This is a genomic window from Wolbachia endosymbiont (group A) of Myopa testacea (assembly GCF_964027115.1).
Taxonomy (GTDB): Bacteria; Pseudomonadota; Alphaproteobacteria; order Rickettsiales; family Anaplasmataceae; genus Wolbachia.
The window spans coordinates 376,891-391,979 of the sequence record NZ_OZ034729.1; the positions used below are offsets into that span (position 1 = coordinate 376,891).

The following is a 15,089-nucleotide window of genomic DNA, read 5'->3' on the forward strand; positions in this document are numbered from 1 at the left end:
TGACTATTGGATTCACTTTTTTTGATATACTTTCCAATGTTGTGAATGTTTATTCGTGTATTTTCCATGACCTTATGGTTTGGCTGATCTTTTTCTTGGCTTTGTTGCTAACTGCAGGTAGGAATGAAGCCCTATAACCCCTAGTACTCTTCCTTGTTAGTCTAGGTCTATAAGTATAGCCTAGAAAGTCAAAGCTTTGTATGGGAAATTCGTCTTTCCTACAGTGGTCCTTACAGTACACAATTTGTGTCTTTTCTGGATGCAATTTTAGCTTATACTCTGCCAACCTCTCTTCAATCTTATCTTTCATAAACTCTGCCTGTCTTTGAGTTTTGCAGTGCACTATCGCATCATCTACATATCTCTCAAACGGTATTGTTGGGTAATTTTGTTTCATCCATTCATCAAACGCATGATGCATAAATATGTTTGAAATTATTGGGCTGATCGAACCTCCTTGCGGAACTCCTTTCTCCCTAGCTACCCTACTGCCATCTGCTTGCTGAATAGGGGCTTTTATCCACCTTTCAACGTACAGTATGACCCATTTGCAGTCTGTATGTTTCTTGATTGCTTGTAATGCTAACTCGTGGTCCAGGTTGTCGAAAAATCTAGATATATCAAGATCTATCGTCCAATCGTACCTCCAGCATCTTTTGCGTGCTGTATCTACTGCATCCAGCGCTGATTTATTTGGTCTATAACCATATGAATCCTCGTGGGATTTTGGCTCTACTAGCGGTTCAAGATACATAGAAGCAGCCGTTTGCCCTATCCTATCGAATACTGAAGGAACACCTAAAATTCTTTGTCCTCCTCCCGTATCTTTCGGTATTGCTACAGCTTTTACTGGCTCGGGAAAATAACTTCCGGATGACATCCGATTCCATAGTTTGTATAGATTGTCTTTTAGATTTTCTTCAAACTTTGTTATCGTAACCTCATCTACACCTGCCGCACCTTTATTTTTGGATACTTGTTTATAAGCTTTCCAAATCAGTTGCTTTGGTATATCAAAAGACTTTGTTTTATTCATTAACTCCTCCCATTACGGTTGACAAAACAATTAAAACTAAATCCCTTCGCTTCATTTCCATTACAGAGACTTCTTCACTACTACGCGCCCCTGTTTTTCGCATCAGTACTCTCACCTTTGGAGTTTAGCTCCTTGGATTTCTCCCTTATCATCGAAACGATAGGTTCCCGCAGTTCCACGCAATAGCCCAAAATAGATTCACGCCACCTCTATGCCGGACACCACCTATCCGGTAAACAAGCTCCCGATAGATTTATCCCAGGTTAGGTTAGACCCCTGGTTTTGACGTCGTCTAGTTCCTTTCGACACTTTATCAGTGGTTCATTTGCATTCGTCTCTCTATTTCACACATGACGCATAATTGCGCCTTTTCCATAACGCTTACTACCTTGGCTCTTTACCAAAGCAGTTTATGGTTGTTTGAAGCCCGCTCTTGTAAACCGGCTCCGAGGGGCACACCCTCATCTATTGCGTAGCTTTTGCACTTAGTTTGCTCTTACTTGAACATTCTTTGTGTCTCTACGGCACACCTAACCCAAGAAAGGTTTTCCCACGTCATACCGCGAATGAATCGCGGTATCTCAACATAGATTCCGCTAACGAGTAGCGGAATGACGAATTTGTTGTTTTTCAAATCGTTGGTAAACCTAAGTCACTTTAGCTATAGATTTACTTTTTGAGTTATTTTGTTAACATTAATTATTACACCAAATCAATTGCACAAAATGAAAAAGGTGAAACTTGGGATACTAATTTCAGGCAGGGGATCAAATATGCAGGCCTTGATAGAGGCATGTCAAAATCGTAATTTTCCTGCAGAAGTTGTGTGCGCTATCACAAATAATAGCGAAGCTGCTGGCCTAAAAATAGCAGAACAAGCAGGAGTGCCAGCGTTTATTGTTAGAGATAAACCACTTGATGCTGATAAAATTCACGAAATATTTGTTCAACATAAGGTTGATTTAATTTGCCTTGCAGGGTTTATGAGAATCCTGCAAGCTAATTTTCTCAGTAAATGGAATAACAAGGTGATAAATATTCATCCCTCTCTACTTCCGTCCTTTAAGGGCCTAAATGCTCAAGAGCAAGCTCTAAAAGCAGGAGTAAAAATCGCAGGCTGTACTGTACATTACGTCACTCCTGAAATTGATGCTGGAGCCATAATTGCTCAAGTTGCTGTGCCAGTGTTACCAGCTGATGATATTCAAAGCCTCTCAGAACGCATTCTAGCTGAGGAGCATAAGTGTTATGTAGAAGCAGTAAGATCAATAGCAGAAAATATTAATTATTGACCTTAAGTGTTTCTCCCAACTTCAACAAAAAATAAATTTTCGGGTTCCAGTAAAGAGCTTGCCAGTTCGTTTACTTTCTCTAATTTAACGTCATTAATATAGCTCACAAAATCATTTATATGGTTAATATCGCGGTTGTTTGTCTGAATATTATTTAGTTTTGCAACTATGTTGTTATTATTAAACATAGAGAAAACATAGGAATTTACCATACTAATTTTTGTATCCCGAAACAACTGCTCATCAATTCCTTCCTTTTTTATCCTGCTAAATGTATCTTTTACTGCTGATATAGCTTTGCCAGTAGTAGAACTATCAGTATTAATACTTCCAGCTATAACGTTCCCATGTTTATTGGAAATAATATTTGCATAAACACCATAAGTAATACCCAAATTTTGTCTCAATTCTTTCATTAATATTGAATTTAGCCCCATGCCGCCAAGTGCATTAATTAAGACGCTTGCGTTATAATAATTAGGATCTTCATAAGCTATACCTTTTTGAGCAAAAAATATTACACTCTGTGGTATATCCATAAAAATATTCTTACTTTCTGCAGAACCAAAATCATTTTTCACAGGTATTTTTCTAATTTTTGATCTTTTTGACGGCAATTTAGATAAATATTTATCTAGTAGTGCACTAATTTCTTCCTTTGTTGCACAACCAGCAACACTGATAACTATGTTATCTTTAGCAAAATTACGCTTTATGTATGTTAAAACATCGTCCCTAGTAATGCTCATTATAGTGTCAAGAGTACCGTACACACTTTTTGAGTAAGGGTGTTTTTTAAACAATAACGTATTCAATTCTTCTCCAGCAATAAAAAAAGGATTTTTTTCAAGATTATTAAAATCAACTTTGGCTTTCTCGAAAACTCTATTCAACCCTTCAGAGTCAACTTTAGGACGTATTATAGCGTCGCTTAGTAACGAAATTGCATCCTCTAGATTCTCAGACAAAGTATTTAATGAAACCCTAAATGCTTCTAAACCAGCAATAAAATTTAAACTAATCGCTTTATCTTCTAGCCTTTTTGCAAAATCTTTGGCATCATTTTTTCCTGCCCCTTCTTGAATTATAAGAGAAGTAAACCAATCTAGTCCCTGTTTTTCCGAATTTTCATACACATAACCTGCATCTTTGAATGAGATATTTATCGAAACTTTTGGTAAGTCATAGTTTTCAACAAATAGAAACTTAAATCCTTTACGGGTAGTGACCTCCTCTATATTTAGGTTACCACTTGCCTGTAAATTAAAGCCTAGACAGAAAAAAAATAGAAGTACAAATTTACTTATTCTCATTATCATCTCCTTTTGGCAACAAACGACCAATGAACTTATTAGCAGAAAAAATAGCACGGATTTTATTATTTACATCCTCTAAATTGACATCATTAATCTTGCTATATGAAATATCTATTTCATCAAGTGGAACACCAAGTGCAAGGCGTGGCACATAAAACATTGCTATATGAGTTAAGTCAGATAGATCATCAAACTGTGCTACTTTGTATCTATACTTCGAGCTTTGCAATTCCTCATCCGTTATTCCTTTAGACATGAAGTTATTAATAGCATTGTCTAACTCTCTTTCAACAATATCTAAATTAACTCCGCTTTTTGGAATTATTTTAATATCAATGTAGCCATCACTAAAAGTTAAACTATTGTAATAAGCAGATACTGATACTGCCACATCTTTATCTAAAACCAAATCTTTATACAGTTTGCTGGATTTGCCGCCACCTAAAATGTCAACCGCTAAATGAGCAGCAGAGGTTTCACTTGTGTGCTTAAATAAAGAAACACGATAACGAAAATATAAAACTGGTTCTTTTACTTCAGTGCTCTCTAAAATCACCGATAAACCTGCATTATGCACTGGATCCTGATTTGGGTAATGTCTCATTACAGGCTTAGCTTTAATTTCGCCATATTTTTCTTCTGCTAGCTTCACTACTTCATCAAATTCCACATCACCCACAATCAGTAATATTGCATTGCCGGGGTGATAATAGTTATCATGAAACCTCGTTATGTCATCCTGATTGTAAGTTGTGATATCGCTCTCCCAGCCAATAACAGACCTGCCATAGCCAGTACGGTAAAATGCACTATCCATTTCTTCCCACAACAAGCTGTTAGGATGATTATCAAATCTCATCTTCCTCTCTTCCAGTACAATGTTTTTTTCTCTTTCTATTTTATCTTGGGTAACATTAAAATTGCCCATTCTGTCTGCTTCAACTTCCATTGCCAGTGGTAAGTCATTTTTAAGGACTAATTCGTAGTAACAGGTATATTCCTTAGTAGTAAACGCATTAAACTGGGCCCCAATGCTACTCATAGTGGCTTCTATATCTGTGAACTTCCCTGTAGTTTCAAACATTAAATGTTCAAAGTAGTGAGCCAATCCTGCTTTGCCAATTGGATCATCCATTCCCCCAACTTTGTATATTACTGCATGTAAAATGGCTGGAATCCGATGATTAGGAACAACATAGACATCTAGTCCGTTACTGAGTTTAGCATGTTTTATGTCGTGCTCTATGCTTAAAGCCTTCAAAGAAATTGGGTAAGTAAAAAAGAGTGCAGGTAGTATAAGAAAACTAAAAAACTTATGAAGCATTATTTCGACCTAATATAAAAACAATTATTTTATTCTTCATTTTGTTTAGAAATAAACATATCGTATATATACCACTTATATAACAATGTAAACATTCCACAAACTATAGATAAATCCGCTAAATTAAAAGCTGGCCAATACCAATCATCAATATGAAAATATATGAAATCATATACAGCTCCCCAATAAATCCTATCAACTACGTTTCCGATTGCTCCACCAATCATCAGAGAAAACCCAAGGTAAGTTGACTTATCATCAGACTTGTATATCAAGTATGCAAGTATACCAATTATTAGTATTGAAAATGCTGAAAAAAAGAAACCGCCATGCGGTAAAGCGCTACACATTCCAAAACTAATGCCTGAATTCCAAACTTCAACTAGCTTTATAAAGCTAGCGATCTCAATTGATTCTCCCTCATCAATCAATAAGTTTATGTACAATTTGCTCGTTTGGTCAATCAATACTATAATTAATATAACAATTAAGCATAACTTTTTCATAAATTTGCCTTTAACCTATAAATTTTAAGTATATCATAATTTATCTGTCTTGTTAACTCCTCAATACTATGGAATTTTTTTTCTGACCTTATGAATTTTAAAAGTTGTATATTAACTTTATGATTATATACGTCTTCATCAAAATCGAATATGTGCATTTCTATTATAGGCTTTTTCAGATCCTTAAATGTAGGTCTCATACCAATATTGACTACTCCATATAACCAGTTTGGGTTATTATAAGAAAACATCACTTTAGCGTAATATGTACCAAATTTTGGTTTTATCATGCAATCTTCTATAGGAATATTTATGGTTGGGAATCCTATTTCTCTACCTCTACACGCACCCTTTGTCACAACACCAGAAACTTGATAAGGTCTACCAAGTAATTTATTAGCAATGTCTATTTCACCTTTCTGTACATACTCTCTGATTGAAGAAGAAGAGCAAATTTTGCCGTCAATTATTAATGGCTCTAATTTAGTCAAAGAGTATCCATATGTTTCAGAATATTTCTCTAGAGTTAATATATCACCCAATCGTTTATGACCAAAAGTGCAATTTTCTCCAACAATTATGTGTTTAGCGCCATATTTATCTATTAAAATCTCACTGATAAAGTCATCGCAGCTAACCTCAGAAAAACCTCTACTAAAATTAATAATATACAAGTAATCTATACCATAGCTGCTGATTAGTTCCTTTTTTTGTTCTTGGTCTATTAACCTAAAATTGTTTCTACCAAATAAAACAGTTGATGGGTGAGGCTCAAAAGTTAAAACTGCAGAGGGTAATCCTCTTTCTTGTGCTACCTTCTTTATAGTGGAAATTGCAAATTCATGTCCTAAATGAATGCCATCGAAATTTCCGAAGGTTAGTGCTATATTATTTTCTATCCCTTGCTCACAATTATAAATAATTTTCATACAATTTGATGTTTTTACATGTTTCTTATATATAATAACTATATTTTAGCAAGCTACGGAGATAAATTGTGAAAAATACTAAAGGAAAAGTTATAATATATGTAAAGCATCACTGCCCATTCTGCAAAAAAGCAAAAGAGTTACTGGATAAAAAAGGTATGAAATATGAAGAAATCGATGTGCTCAAAAACTCAGATCTATTTAACGACATAAAATCAAAGTATAACGTTAGAACAGTTCCACAGATCTTTATTAACGATAAGCACATGGGGGGGTGTGACAAATTGATGGATCTTGAAAAAGAAGGAAAGTTGGATGATATGCTAAATAATAATGACAATCACACTGATGTCACAACCTACACAAACAGCAATGATGAATGTGGAGAGTGTATTATACCACATGATGATTTTATGTAACTTTTTATCTTGTTTTGTCGTGTAATACGTAAATGAAAACTAGTATGCTCACTTTAAACAATTCTTAATGAATTAAAAATACAATTCATTTAGTGAGTTTTTTTAGTGGGAAAAAATGACAAAAAATATTTCAATTATTAGCAGAAACTTAATTAGTATCGAATTAGTTAACAAACAAGATTTAGAGAATTTCATCAAGATTTTCACAGTGCTTGATAAACATATAGCAGCTAAACCACTTTTTACAGAAGAAGTGAGAATAGAGTATAAACAGCACAACGGCAAAGAAGTTGTTGAATTGCTAAAAGATACAGACTTTACATATCATGAGGTTGAAAATGTATTGAACCACCTGAGTAAACATGGAATGAAGGTGCCTAGCAGTGTTATAGCACACACCCTTTTTGCTGCATACAATCACGCACTTGAATCTAAGAATGTAGCATTTTCTTTTTCTGAAGGCTCTCCACAATTTAACATCAGAGTGAGTAAGAACACCTTCATAATAACTCCTATGAGTGAAGAGAATTTGGAATTGAATTCACAAAGTAGCAAGACATTAATAGAGTCGTTACAGAGCGAAAAAAATATTTATGATTGTATAGTAGAAGAAAATACCATTAAAGTTATAGTGCATTCTGAAATACATCAAGCTATAAATTTGATTATAAAATCACTGATAAAGTCTCGCCTTTTAACAAAAGAGGAAGAAGGAAAATTCAAAGAGAAATTGAGACAACTTGCTTTTAAGGATCGAGCTTTTGTTGAATATTCCAGTATCAAAACCATCAGTAGGTATCCACATAATCATCCTCTGAGAAAGCATGAAAGTATTACTAAGGATATAGAAAATATTTTATGTGATTTCATAGCAAATGAGAACAGCGAGTTTGCTATAGAGCGGTTAAATAAGCTGAGCTCAGCAGTTTCTCCGGATACTCCAAGAATCATCACTAAAACTATAGATAAACTTGTTAAATTTCATTAAGGTATACGGGAGCCAATAGACTTCTTGTATTACCTTCTGTCATCCAAGTAGCCAAGCTACTTGGTTCTTTTTTTGGGTTCCAGCACTATGTACATAGCTGTACAAACATTGTAGCCGTTATTCAAGTAGCCCGCAGAAACGAAAAAACTTCCTTAATAAACTCCGCCAGCCCCCTTATTATGACAATAAGGGTATTTATGACTCAAAACTTGTTTTTGACCTGCAGGCTCAATGACAAAATTCAGTAAAAAACTTAGGGTATTTTTTGGCGGATTACATAAAATTATAGCGGCTGCATGTCTTTTAAATTTTTTCTACATTCAGCCAAACTGCGCTTAAACTAAGCGTCAGCACATTATTACAGCGCCAATTTAAAGTATTAGAGAGTCAAAACTCGCACCACGGGAGTTCTTTGCCTTTTTTTTCATTTGGTAAATTTCTTAATGTTTGTAGCTAAAGCAATTTGAGATACCGAAAATGGTGTCATTCCAGCGCGTGACGCTGGAATCTAGTCTTTATTATGCAGCCACTTATTTAAAGTTAAGTTTTCTGGATCCAAGTAGTCAGGGCACTGGGATGACAGCTACCCTGACAACCGTCATCCCGCTACGTGTTAGCGGATGAGATACCGCGGCGGTATGACGGTTAAGTATCCCGCTACTTGTTAACGGCTGAGATACCGTGACGGTATGACGGTTCGCGGCGGCATGACGATAACCTCGTCATTCTCCTACTCGTTAGCGCCGCGGCGGTATGATGTCTTCCTTGGATCAGCTATAGATTACCTGATCTCACCATCTTTCCAATCACTTTATACATAATTCTCGGATTTTGAAAACTTACTTTGAGTGAATTGCTCATATTCTTTATCCTCTAGTTCTTCAAAAATCTCAGGATAATGTTCACTGGAACGAGTAATTATTGAAATTAGCTCTTGCTTTGTTTTTTTAAGTAAAAACCTTTCAAAGAGAGTCTGTTCATCTGGGCGCGCAGACGACCGATACTCCTCTTTGTCAAGATCAATCAAAGCAAAAACTGTTGCAGCCATATGCTTACATGGACCAAAGTAACAGAATGCAGGGCAGGAACATGTTCCACTGAAAAGAGGACCATCGTGCTTTAGTGTTACTCGATATACATTTGATCCAACTACCTTTGATTTAGCTTGAGATTCATTAACAGATATAATCTGTACCTTTCCTTTGTTAAAATAATCTCTTCCGCTAGAGAGGTAGGGTTCTTTGATAAGATCTGTGATATCTTTATAATACAGTCTCATTTTTACCTCCTTATTTCATATATAAAGCCCTCAATTTTCTAATATATCCTTTCTTCCATAAAAATTTATTAACCCACCACGACTTTTATATAGCGTTTTTTTCCTGCAGATAATTTTATAAATGGCTGACCTTTAAAGCTCTCGAAATTTATTATATAGTTAACGTCATTTATAATATTATCATTAACTTTGCACCCGTTACCCTGTATTAAACGCTTTGCTGCGCCTTTTGAAGGTTCAAAACCGGTGTCACGCAGTAGGTTTACTAAGGATATGCCGCTTGCAACTTGTGCTTTTTTTATGATGTAATCAGGAAGTAGTGAGCTATCTTCATTCTCAAAAGCAGAGACTGCAGCAGATAGTGCAAGTTCCGCTTCTTTGTCACCATGACATATTTTTGTCACCTCTGTTGCTAAAACTTTTTTTGCTTCATTTATTTCCTGATCTTTTAAGGATTCTAACTTTTTAATCTCATCAATTGACACATCAGTGAGCAATCTCAAAAAACGTCCAACATCTTGATCATCAACGTTGCGAAAATATTGCCAGTAGTAGTAAGGCTTTAGCATATTATCATCAAGCAACACTGCTCCACTTTCAGTTTTGCCCATTTTTACCCCTTGAGCATTCAATAAAAGAGGGGCAGTAAGGCCAAACAGCTCAGGTAAATTCAACTTTTTTCCAAGCTCAATTCCGTTTACTATATTTCCCCACTGGTCTGACCCTCCAATCTGCAGACGACAGCCATGCTTTTTATTCAACTCAACAAAATCATAAGCCTGCAATAGCATGTAATTAAATTCCAGAAAGCTTAAGGTTTGCTCTCTATCCAGCCTGGTTTTCACACTATCAAAACTTAGCATACGATTTACAGAAAAATAAGCTCCTATATCACGCAAAAAATCTATGTATTTTATGTTATCCAACCAATCTGCGTTATTTACTATCATTGCACCAGTCTTGCTGTCATTAAAAGACACCATTTTCTCTAATATTCTCCTTATGCTGGATGTATTTTGATTGATGTTCTCTACGGGCAAGATGCTTCTTGCTTTATCTTTGAAGGATGGGTCACCAATTTTTGTTGTGCCACCTCCAAGTAAGACTATCGGCTTATAACCAAATTTCTGCAGGTGACGGAGCATCATAATCTGAATTAGGTGACCAGCATGAAGACTTGGTGCTGTGCAATCAAACCCAATGTATGCGACTATGTGATTATTTTCGGATAATAGCTGATCTAACCCTTCAATATTTGTACATTGGTATAGGTACCCTCTTTCTTGGATAAAATTTAAAAACTCGGACTTGTGTTTCATTTTATAAACCCCAGTCTATCCTGTCATTAATGCCGAAGGTAACCCTAATAGGGAAAGATGTCATCCCAGTGCCCAGACACTGGGATCCAGAAAACTTAATTATAAACAAGCACACTATACAACGTTTTCGATGAAATTGCATGAAAAACTGGATTCCAGTGTCAAGCACTGGAATGACACCACCTGTGCAGGAGTTGCCTTCAAAATTACAACGTTTGTGCAGTTGTGCACCAGCTATCCAGGCAATCAGTTCCATAACTCTTCTATTTTATAATACTCCCTTACTTCTGACCTGAATATGTGAACCATTATGCCTTGAAAATTCAAAATCACCCAATTGCCTTCATCCATACCTTCTACATCTATTTTATCATGTCGCTCGAGACTTTTTATTACGTGTTCAGCTAACGCTTTCACATGGCGACTTGAATCACCAGATGCAATAATCATATATTTTGCAATAATGGTTCTATTCTGCACATCGAGAGTAACTATATCGTGACCTTTATTTTGATCTATTATACTTACAATCATGCTTTTTATTGATTCTGTATCACTGGATACATTAGTCATCATCTTAAATTATTTAATTTAGTTATAATTATACACTCAAAATCTCTAAATATGAACTATTTTCAACGCGACTGTTCGTTAAAAAGGTATTACCTGCATCTATTTTATCATCATGTTTTTAGCATGTACAATGTATATACTTTTATATATAATTGAAAATAGCTTTCTACTAGTATTCATTATGGACAAGATTCTCATCTACTTAATCGGCTTTTCAGGCAGTGGTAAGTTTACTACTGCAAAGGAACTGTGTAAAATCATTGATGCAGTAATAGTAAGCAATAATCTATTCAATAATATTATATTTGATATTGTTAAATTGCAGGATGCTGAAGTTCCAGATGAACTATGGGAAAAAATTTTTGCAGTTAGGGAAAATGTATTAGCAATACTAGAAAAACACTACATAAAATCAAAACATTATATATTTACAAATGAATTGATAGAGGGTGACCCCTATGATCAGAGAATATACAACTCTGTGGTAAATTTAAGTAAAAAAATGGATATGGAAATTCTTCCTGTAGTGTTACATTGTAATGACGAAGAACTAGCAAGGCGTATTCACTCAAAGGAGAGATGCCGGAAAAATAAAATTATTGATTCGGATTTTGTTATGAAAAGAATTGAAGGGAAAAGGCTATTTATACCGGAAGGTACACTTGAAATTGATAACTCAAACTTAAGTGCAAAGGAAGTTGCAAAGAAAATTGTTGAAGAGATGAAGGAAGAAAAAAATGGAAAATTAATTAAAACTTCTGTAACAAATCATTTAAAAACAGAGCGTACTCGTGGTTGAGCAGAAAGATAAGTATCGTCCTTGTGTTGGCATAATGCTATTTAACAGACAAGGACATGCCTTTATTGGAAAACGCTTTGATAGCGACTCTTACTGGCAGATGCCACAAGGAGGTGTTGATGATGGTGAGGAACTGGAACAAGCAGCGTTACGTGAGTTGCTAGAGGAAGTTGGTACTAATAAAGTAAAGGTTATAACTAAAAGAAAGGATTGGATATACTACAACTTGCCTGAAGAAGTTATACCAAAGTGCTGGAATGGGAAATATTCTGGTCAAAAGCAAAGGTGGTTCTTAATGAAATTTTATGGAGATGATAAGGATATTGATATTAATTATACTGATCATCCAGAGTTCAAAGAGTGGCGTTGGCAAAGTATAGATGATTTAGTAGCCAATGCTATATCATTTAAAAAAGAAGTTTATAAGACAGTGATAGAAGAGTTTTCTTCTATAATAAAAGCCTCAACAATAAGCTCATGATAGTAGATTCTCATTGCCACTTGATTTATTTTTCCGATGATGAAATACCAAAAGTAATTTCAAGGGCAGAGCAAAATGGTGTAAAAATTTTGCATAACATATGCGTAAGCATTGATGATATCCCTAAATTATTAAAAATTTCTTCATCCTACGATCAAGTCCACTTCTCTGTTGGTATACATCCACTTGATGCTGCTATAGAAAACGGTGAGTGTATACATGCTGATGAATTAGTTGAATTTACTAAGAATCAAAAGGTAATTAGTATCGGTGAAACCGGGTTAGATTTTTATAAATCTGACAACAAAGACAATCAGAAAAAAAGTTTTGCATCACACATAGAAGCAGCAAGAATAACAGGGTTACCTTTAGTTATTCACACTAGGAGTGCTGATAGTGAGATGATCGATATGTTAAAGTCAGAAATGAAAACCTGTGCTTTTAGTGGAGTAATGCACTGCTTTGCTTCCTCTAAAGAGCTTGCTTATCAATCTATAGATTTAGGGTTATATATTTCATTTTCTGGAATCATTACTTTTAAAAATGCGAGCTTACTCAGAGGAATTGCACAAGGTGTACCACGCGAACGTGTTTTGGTTGAAACTGATGCACCGTATCTATCACCTGAGCCTTACAGAGGAAAAAAGAACGAACCAGCAATGGTAAAATATGTTGTGAATTGTTTGGCAGAGTTATGGAATGAGTCACCCGACAAAGTAGCAGAAATAACCACAAGCAACTTTTTTAGGCTGTTTACGAAACTTGAGCTACAAGGAAATTCTATAAAACCATTGATTTGCTTATGAGCCTAAATAGTTCTTTCACTGCATTCACAGATTTATCGAACATTTCTCGTTCACTATTATCCATCTTAACTTCTAGGACCTTTTCAACTCCATTTTTTCCAATAATTACAGGAACACCAATAAACAAATCTTTTACACCATATTCACCATTAAGGTAAGCAGCACATGGTAATATACGCCTTTTATCTTTTAAATATGACTGTAACATGCATATAGCTGAAGATGCAGGAGCGTAGTATGCAGATCCAGACTTAAGCAGATCAACTATTTCTTTACCGCCATTGCGAGTGCGTTCAACTATTTCATCAACTTTTTTCTGCGTAATGAGACCCATATCGATAACTTGGGTAAGTGGAATGCCAGCGATAGAAGTGCAATTAATGAGTGGTACCATAGTGTCACCATGTCCTCCAAGCACAAAAGCAGATATATCTTCAACTGAAATATTTAATTCACTTGCAAGAAAATAACGGAAACGGGAAGAATCAAGCACTCCTGCCATTCCAACAACCATATTAGCTGGAAGGTTTGAAAATTTATGTACCACTGAAACCATGGCATCCAAAGGGTTGGTAACCACTATTACAAACGCATTTTGAGAATACTTCTTAATATTTTCACCAACCTCCTTCATTACTTTAGCATTGGTTTGCAGGAGGTCATCCCTGCTCATTCCAGGTTTTCTAGCAATGCCTGCTGTTATGATGATTGCATCAGAATTTTCTATATCTTTGTATTGATTAGTTCCAGTTAAACCAGAATTAAATCCATCAATAGGGGATGATTCTGCTATGTCGAGTGCTTTACCTTGCGGTATTCCATCACTAATATCAAGTAAAACAACATTGCCGAGTTCCCTTAGTACAATCATATGGGCAAGAGTTCCACCGATATTTCCTGCACCGATTAAAGATATTTTTTTTCTTTGTACTGTCATTTTCTACTCCTTTGTATTTACTTTTATGGTTTTACCTTCCCAAGGCGATAGGCTATCAAGCATACGAAAATCTTGCGATAAATCTATAGGATTATATACAACCTTTTTTGCCTCTATATCGTATCTTACTTCCTCATAACCAGTGAGAGGGAAATCTTTTAACATTGGATGACCTTTGAATCCATAGTCTGTTAGAATCCTACGCAAATCAGGGTGATCAGAGAATTCTATTCCATACATATCAAACACTTCACGCTCAAACCACGAAGCTGTGCTAAATACCTTTGCTATGCTTGGAGGCATATCGCCCTCACATAATTGAAGTTTTATGTGTACTCTAATATTATGCACAATGCTGAGTAAATTGTACACTAACTCAAAGCGCTTTTCTCGATCTGGATAGTCAACCCCAAAAATATCAACTAATAGTTCAAACCTACACTTTTCATCATCACGTAGAAAGGATAGGTGCTTTTCAAATTCATCTAAAGTTGAATATATTACAATAATACCATCATCTTTTTGAATGCACTCACACTTGGTCTTTTTTTGTATATGCCTTGCAGTTTTATCCATGCTTTATATTCTGAGTTCGTTTTATTTTGTTTTGTAGGCATAGCATTCCATATAGCAACGCCTCAGCGGTTGGTGGGCATCCAGGGACATACACGTCAACTGGCACAATTCTATCACAGCCTCGGACTACTGAATAAGAGTAATGGTAATAACCACCACCATTTGCACAACTTCCCATAGAAATAACATACTTCGGGTCTGCCATTTGATCATAAACCTTGCGCAATGCTGCTGCCATTTTATTAGTTAGTGTGCCAGCGACAATCATCACATCTGATTGACGTGGGCTTGCACGAAACATTATGCCATATCTATCAAGATCATAACGGCTGGATGCAGTATGCATCATCTCAACTGCGCAACATGCAAGACCAAATGTCATTGGCCACAATGAACCAGACCTTGCCCAATTCATTACATAATCTATTAAATCACCAAATTTAGTAACAAGAAACCCTTCTTTTTTATAACGACCCCAGTCGTCATTAGATAGAATTTGATTTGTCATA

At 35.5% G+C, this 15,089-nt stretch carries 18 protein-coding genes; 6 read left to right on the top strand and 12 right to left on the bottom strand.

Features of this window, described 5'->3' with window-relative positions; all coding sequences use genetic code 11:
- Positions 1-49 precede the first annotated feature (49 nt).
- Positions 50-1,036, bottom strand: coding sequence for a group II intron reverse transcriptase/maturase (ltrA, locus tag AAGD91_RS01850; RefSeq protein ID WP_341821298.1), 987 nt, complete (start codon positions 1,034-1,036; stop codon positions 50-52).
- A gap of 725 nt (positions 1,037-1,761) precedes the next feature.
- On the opposite strand from ltrA, the gene purN reads away from it, so the two are divergent.
- The gene (gene purN, locus AAGD91_RS01855; RefSeq protein WP_187297655.1) at positions 1,762-2,328 is read left to right on the top strand and encodes a phosphoribosylglycinamide formyltransferase; all 567 of its coding nucleotides are present in this window, start codon (positions 1,762-1,764) and stop codon (positions 2,326-2,328) included.
- A gap of 2 nt (positions 2,329-2,330) precedes the next feature.
- On the opposite strand, the gene AAGD91_RS01860 is transcribed toward purN, so the two are convergent.
- The 4 genes from AAGD91_RS01860 to ribF are packed head-to-tail and all read right to left on the bottom strand — an operon-like array spanning position 2,331 to position 6,403.
- Positions 2,331-3,641: a pitrilysin family protein gene (locus tag AAGD91_RS01860; RefSeq protein WP_341821299.1), complete on the bottom strand. Its 1,311-nt coding sequence runs from the start codon at positions 3,639-3,641 to the stop codon at positions 2,331-2,333.
- The gene (locus tag AAGD91_RS01865; protein ID WP_341821300.1) at positions 3,628-4,968 is read right to left on the bottom strand and encodes a pitrilysin family protein; all 1,341 of its coding nucleotides are present in this window, start codon (positions 4,966-4,968) and stop codon (positions 3,628-3,630) included. Before AAGD91_RS01865 ends, AAGD91_RS01860 begins: the two co-directional genes overlap by 14 nt.
- A gap of 29 nt (positions 4,969-4,997) precedes the next feature.
- On the bottom strand, positions 4,998-5,474 hold the full coding sequence (lspA, locus tag AAGD91_RS01870; RefSeq protein WP_341821301.1) for a signal peptidase II: 477 nt from the start codon (positions 5,472-5,474) through the stop codon (positions 4,998-5,000).
- Complete coding sequence (ribF, locus tag AAGD91_RS01875) at positions 5,471-6,403, bottom strand: riboflavin biosynthesis protein RibF (RefSeq protein WP_341821302.1); 933 nt, start codon at positions 6,401-6,403, stop codon at positions 5,471-5,473. The genes lspA and ribF overlap by 4 nt, the downstream gene beginning before the upstream one ends.
- 68 nt (positions 6,404-6,471) lie before the next feature.
- On the opposite strand from ribF, the gene grxC reads away from it, so the two are divergent.
- Both grxC and AAGD91_RS01885 read left to right on the top strand, forming a co-directional pair.
- On the top strand, positions 6,472-6,822 hold the full coding sequence (grxC, locus tag AAGD91_RS01880; RefSeq protein ID WP_341821303.1) for a glutaredoxin 3: 351 nt from the start codon (positions 6,472-6,474) through the stop codon (positions 6,820-6,822).
- 115 nt (positions 6,823-6,937) lie between these two features.
- Entirely contained in the window at positions 6,938-7,810 is an 873-nt protein-coding gene (locus AAGD91_RS01885; RefSeq protein WP_341821304.1) for a hypothetical protein, read from the top strand.
- An 811-nt stretch (positions 7,811-8,621) separates the two neighbouring features.
- Here the strand turns inward: AAGD91_RS01885 and AAGD91_RS01890 are convergent.
- The 4 genes from AAGD91_RS01890 to rsfS all read right to left on the bottom strand — a co-directional run bounded on the left by AAGD91_RS01890 (position 8,622) and on the right by rsfS (position 10,981).
- Positions 8,622-9,089 carry an SWIM zinc finger domain-containing protein gene (locus tag AAGD91_RS01890; protein WP_341821305.1) on the bottom strand — a complete coding sequence of 156 codons (468 nt, stop codon included), beginning with the start codon at positions 9,087-9,089 and terminating at the stop codon, positions 8,622-8,624.
- Positions 9,090-9,157: 68 nt separating this feature from the next.
- Positions 9,158-10,408: a tyrosine--tRNA ligase gene (gene tyrS / locus AAGD91_RS01895; RefSeq protein ID WP_341821306.1), complete on the bottom strand. Its 1,251-nt coding sequence runs from the start codon at positions 10,406-10,408 to the stop codon at positions 9,158-9,160.
- A 1-nt stretch (position 10,409) separates the two neighbouring features.
- The gene (locus AAGD91_RS06345) at positions 10,410-10,664 is read right to left on the bottom strand and encodes a hypothetical protein (protein ID WP_410540651.1); all 255 of its coding nucleotides are present in this window, start codon (positions 10,662-10,664) and stop codon (positions 10,410-10,412) included.
- Positions 10,655-10,981, bottom strand: coding sequence for a ribosome silencing factor (gene rsfS / locus AAGD91_RS01905; RefSeq protein ID WP_253309997.1), 327 nt, complete (start codon positions 10,979-10,981; stop codon positions 10,655-10,657). The genes AAGD91_RS06345 and rsfS overlap by 10 nt, the downstream gene beginning before the upstream one ends.
- Before the next feature lie 181 nt (positions 10,982-11,162).
- On the opposite strand from rsfS, the gene AAGD91_RS01910 reads away from it, so the two are divergent.
- Genes AAGD91_RS01910 through AAGD91_RS01920 form a run of 3 tightly spaced genes read left to right on the top strand, consistent with a single transcriptional unit; the run spans position 11,163 to position 13,067 of the window.
- A complete protein-coding gene (locus AAGD91_RS01910) occupies positions 11,163-11,780 on the top strand; it encodes an AAA family ATPase (RefSeq protein ID WP_341821307.1) in 618 nt (205 codons plus the stop codon).
- Positions 11,773-12,261: an RNA pyrophosphohydrolase gene (locus AAGD91_RS01915; protein ID WP_341821309.1), complete on the top strand. Its 489-nt coding sequence runs from the start codon at positions 11,773-11,775 to the stop codon at positions 12,259-12,261. Before AAGD91_RS01910 ends, AAGD91_RS01915 begins: the two co-directional genes overlap by 8 nt.
- Positions 12,258-13,067, top strand: coding sequence for a TatD family hydrolase (locus AAGD91_RS01920; RefSeq protein WP_341821310.1), 810 nt, complete (start codon positions 12,258-12,260; stop codon positions 13,065-13,067). Before AAGD91_RS01915 ends, AAGD91_RS01920 begins: the two co-directional genes overlap by 4 nt.
- Here AAGD91_RS01920 and mdh read toward each other — a convergent pair.
- From mdh to AAGD91_RS01935, 3 genes are read right to left on the bottom strand one after another with little or no spacing between them, the layout of a single operon-like run.
- Entirely contained in the window at positions 13,042-14,004 is a 963-nt protein-coding gene (gene mdh / locus AAGD91_RS01925) for a malate dehydrogenase (protein WP_341821312.1), read from the bottom strand. The two genes, AAGD91_RS01920 and mdh, sit on opposite strands and share 26 nt — an antisense overlap.
- Before the next feature lie 3 nt (positions 14,005-14,007).
- The gene (locus AAGD91_RS01930; protein ID WP_341821313.1) at positions 14,008-14,580 is read right to left on the bottom strand and encodes an NADH-quinone oxidoreductase subunit C; all 573 of its coding nucleotides are present in this window, start codon (positions 14,578-14,580) and stop codon (positions 14,008-14,010) included.
- Positions 14,573-15,088 (bottom strand): NuoB/complex I 20 kDa subunit family protein, encoded by a 516-nt coding sequence (locus AAGD91_RS01935; protein WP_164224545.1) that lies wholly within the window; start codon positions 15,086-15,088, stop codon positions 14,573-14,575. The genes AAGD91_RS01930 and AAGD91_RS01935 overlap by 8 nt, the downstream gene beginning before the upstream one ends.
- Position 15,089 lies beyond the last annotated feature (1 nt).

What these genes read in the sequence shown, in the direction of transcription:
- ltrA (WP_341821298.1), bottom strand. Translation starts at nt 1,036, where the DNA reads ATGAATAAAACAAAGTCTTTTGATATACCAAAGCAACTGATTTGGAAA.
- purN (WP_187297655.1), top strand. Translation starts at nt 1,762, where the DNA reads ATGAAAAAGGTGAAACTTGGGATACTAATTTCAGGCAGGGGATCAAAT.
- AAGD91_RS01860 (WP_341821299.1), bottom strand. Translation starts at nt 3,641, where the DNA reads ATGAGAATAAGTAAATTTGTACTTCTATTTTTTTTCTGTCTAGGCTTT.
- AAGD91_RS01865 (WP_341821300.1), bottom strand. Translation starts at nt 4,968, where the DNA reads ATGCTTCATAAGTTTTTTAGTTTTCTTATACTACCTGCACTCTTTTTT.
- lspA (WP_341821301.1), bottom strand. Translation starts at nt 5,474, where the DNA reads ATGAAAAAGTTATGCTTAATTGTTATATTAATTATAGTATTGATTGAC.
- ribF (WP_341821302.1), bottom strand. Translation starts at nt 6,403, where the DNA reads ATGAAAATTATTTATAATTGTGAGCAAGGGATAGAAAATAATATAGCA.
- AAGD91_RS01885 (WP_341821304.1), top strand. Translation starts at nt 6,938, where the DNA reads ATGACAAAAAATATTTCAATTATTAGCAGAAACTTAATTAGTATCGAA.
- AAGD91_RS01890 (WP_341821305.1), bottom strand. Translation starts at nt 9,089, where the DNA reads ATGAGACTGTATTATAAAGATATCACAGATCTTATCAAAGAACCCTAC.
- tyrS (WP_341821306.1), bottom strand. Translation starts at nt 10,408, where the DNA reads ATGAAACACAAGTCCGAGTTTTTAAATTTTATCCAAGAAAGAGGGTAC.
- AAGD91_RS06345 (WP_410540651.1), bottom strand. Translation starts at nt 10,664, where the DNA reads ATGGAACTGATTGCCTGGATAGCTGGTGCACAACTGCACAAACGTTGT.
- rsfS (WP_253309997.1), bottom strand. Translation starts at nt 10,981, where the DNA reads ATGACTAATGTATCCAGTGATACAGAATCAATAAAAAGCATGATTGTA.
- AAGD91_RS01910 (WP_341821307.1), top strand. Translation starts at nt 11,163, where the DNA reads ATGGACAAGATTCTCATCTACTTAATCGGCTTTTCAGGCAGTGGTAAG.
- AAGD91_RS01920 (WP_341821310.1), top strand. Translation starts at nt 12,258, where the DNA reads ATGATAGTAGATTCTCATTGCCACTTGATTTATTTTTCCGATGATGAA.
- mdh (WP_341821312.1), bottom strand. Translation starts at nt 14,004, where the DNA reads ATGACAGTACAAAGAAAAAAAATATCTTTAATCGGTGCAGGAAATATC.
- AAGD91_RS01930 (WP_341821313.1), bottom strand. Translation starts at nt 14,580, where the DNA reads ATGGATAAAACTGCAAGGCATATACAAAAAAAGACCAAGTGTGAGTGC.
- AAGD91_RS01935 (WP_164224545.1), bottom strand. Translation starts at nt 15,088, where the DNA reads ATGACAAATCAAATTCTATCTAATGACGACTGGGGTCGTTATAAAAAA.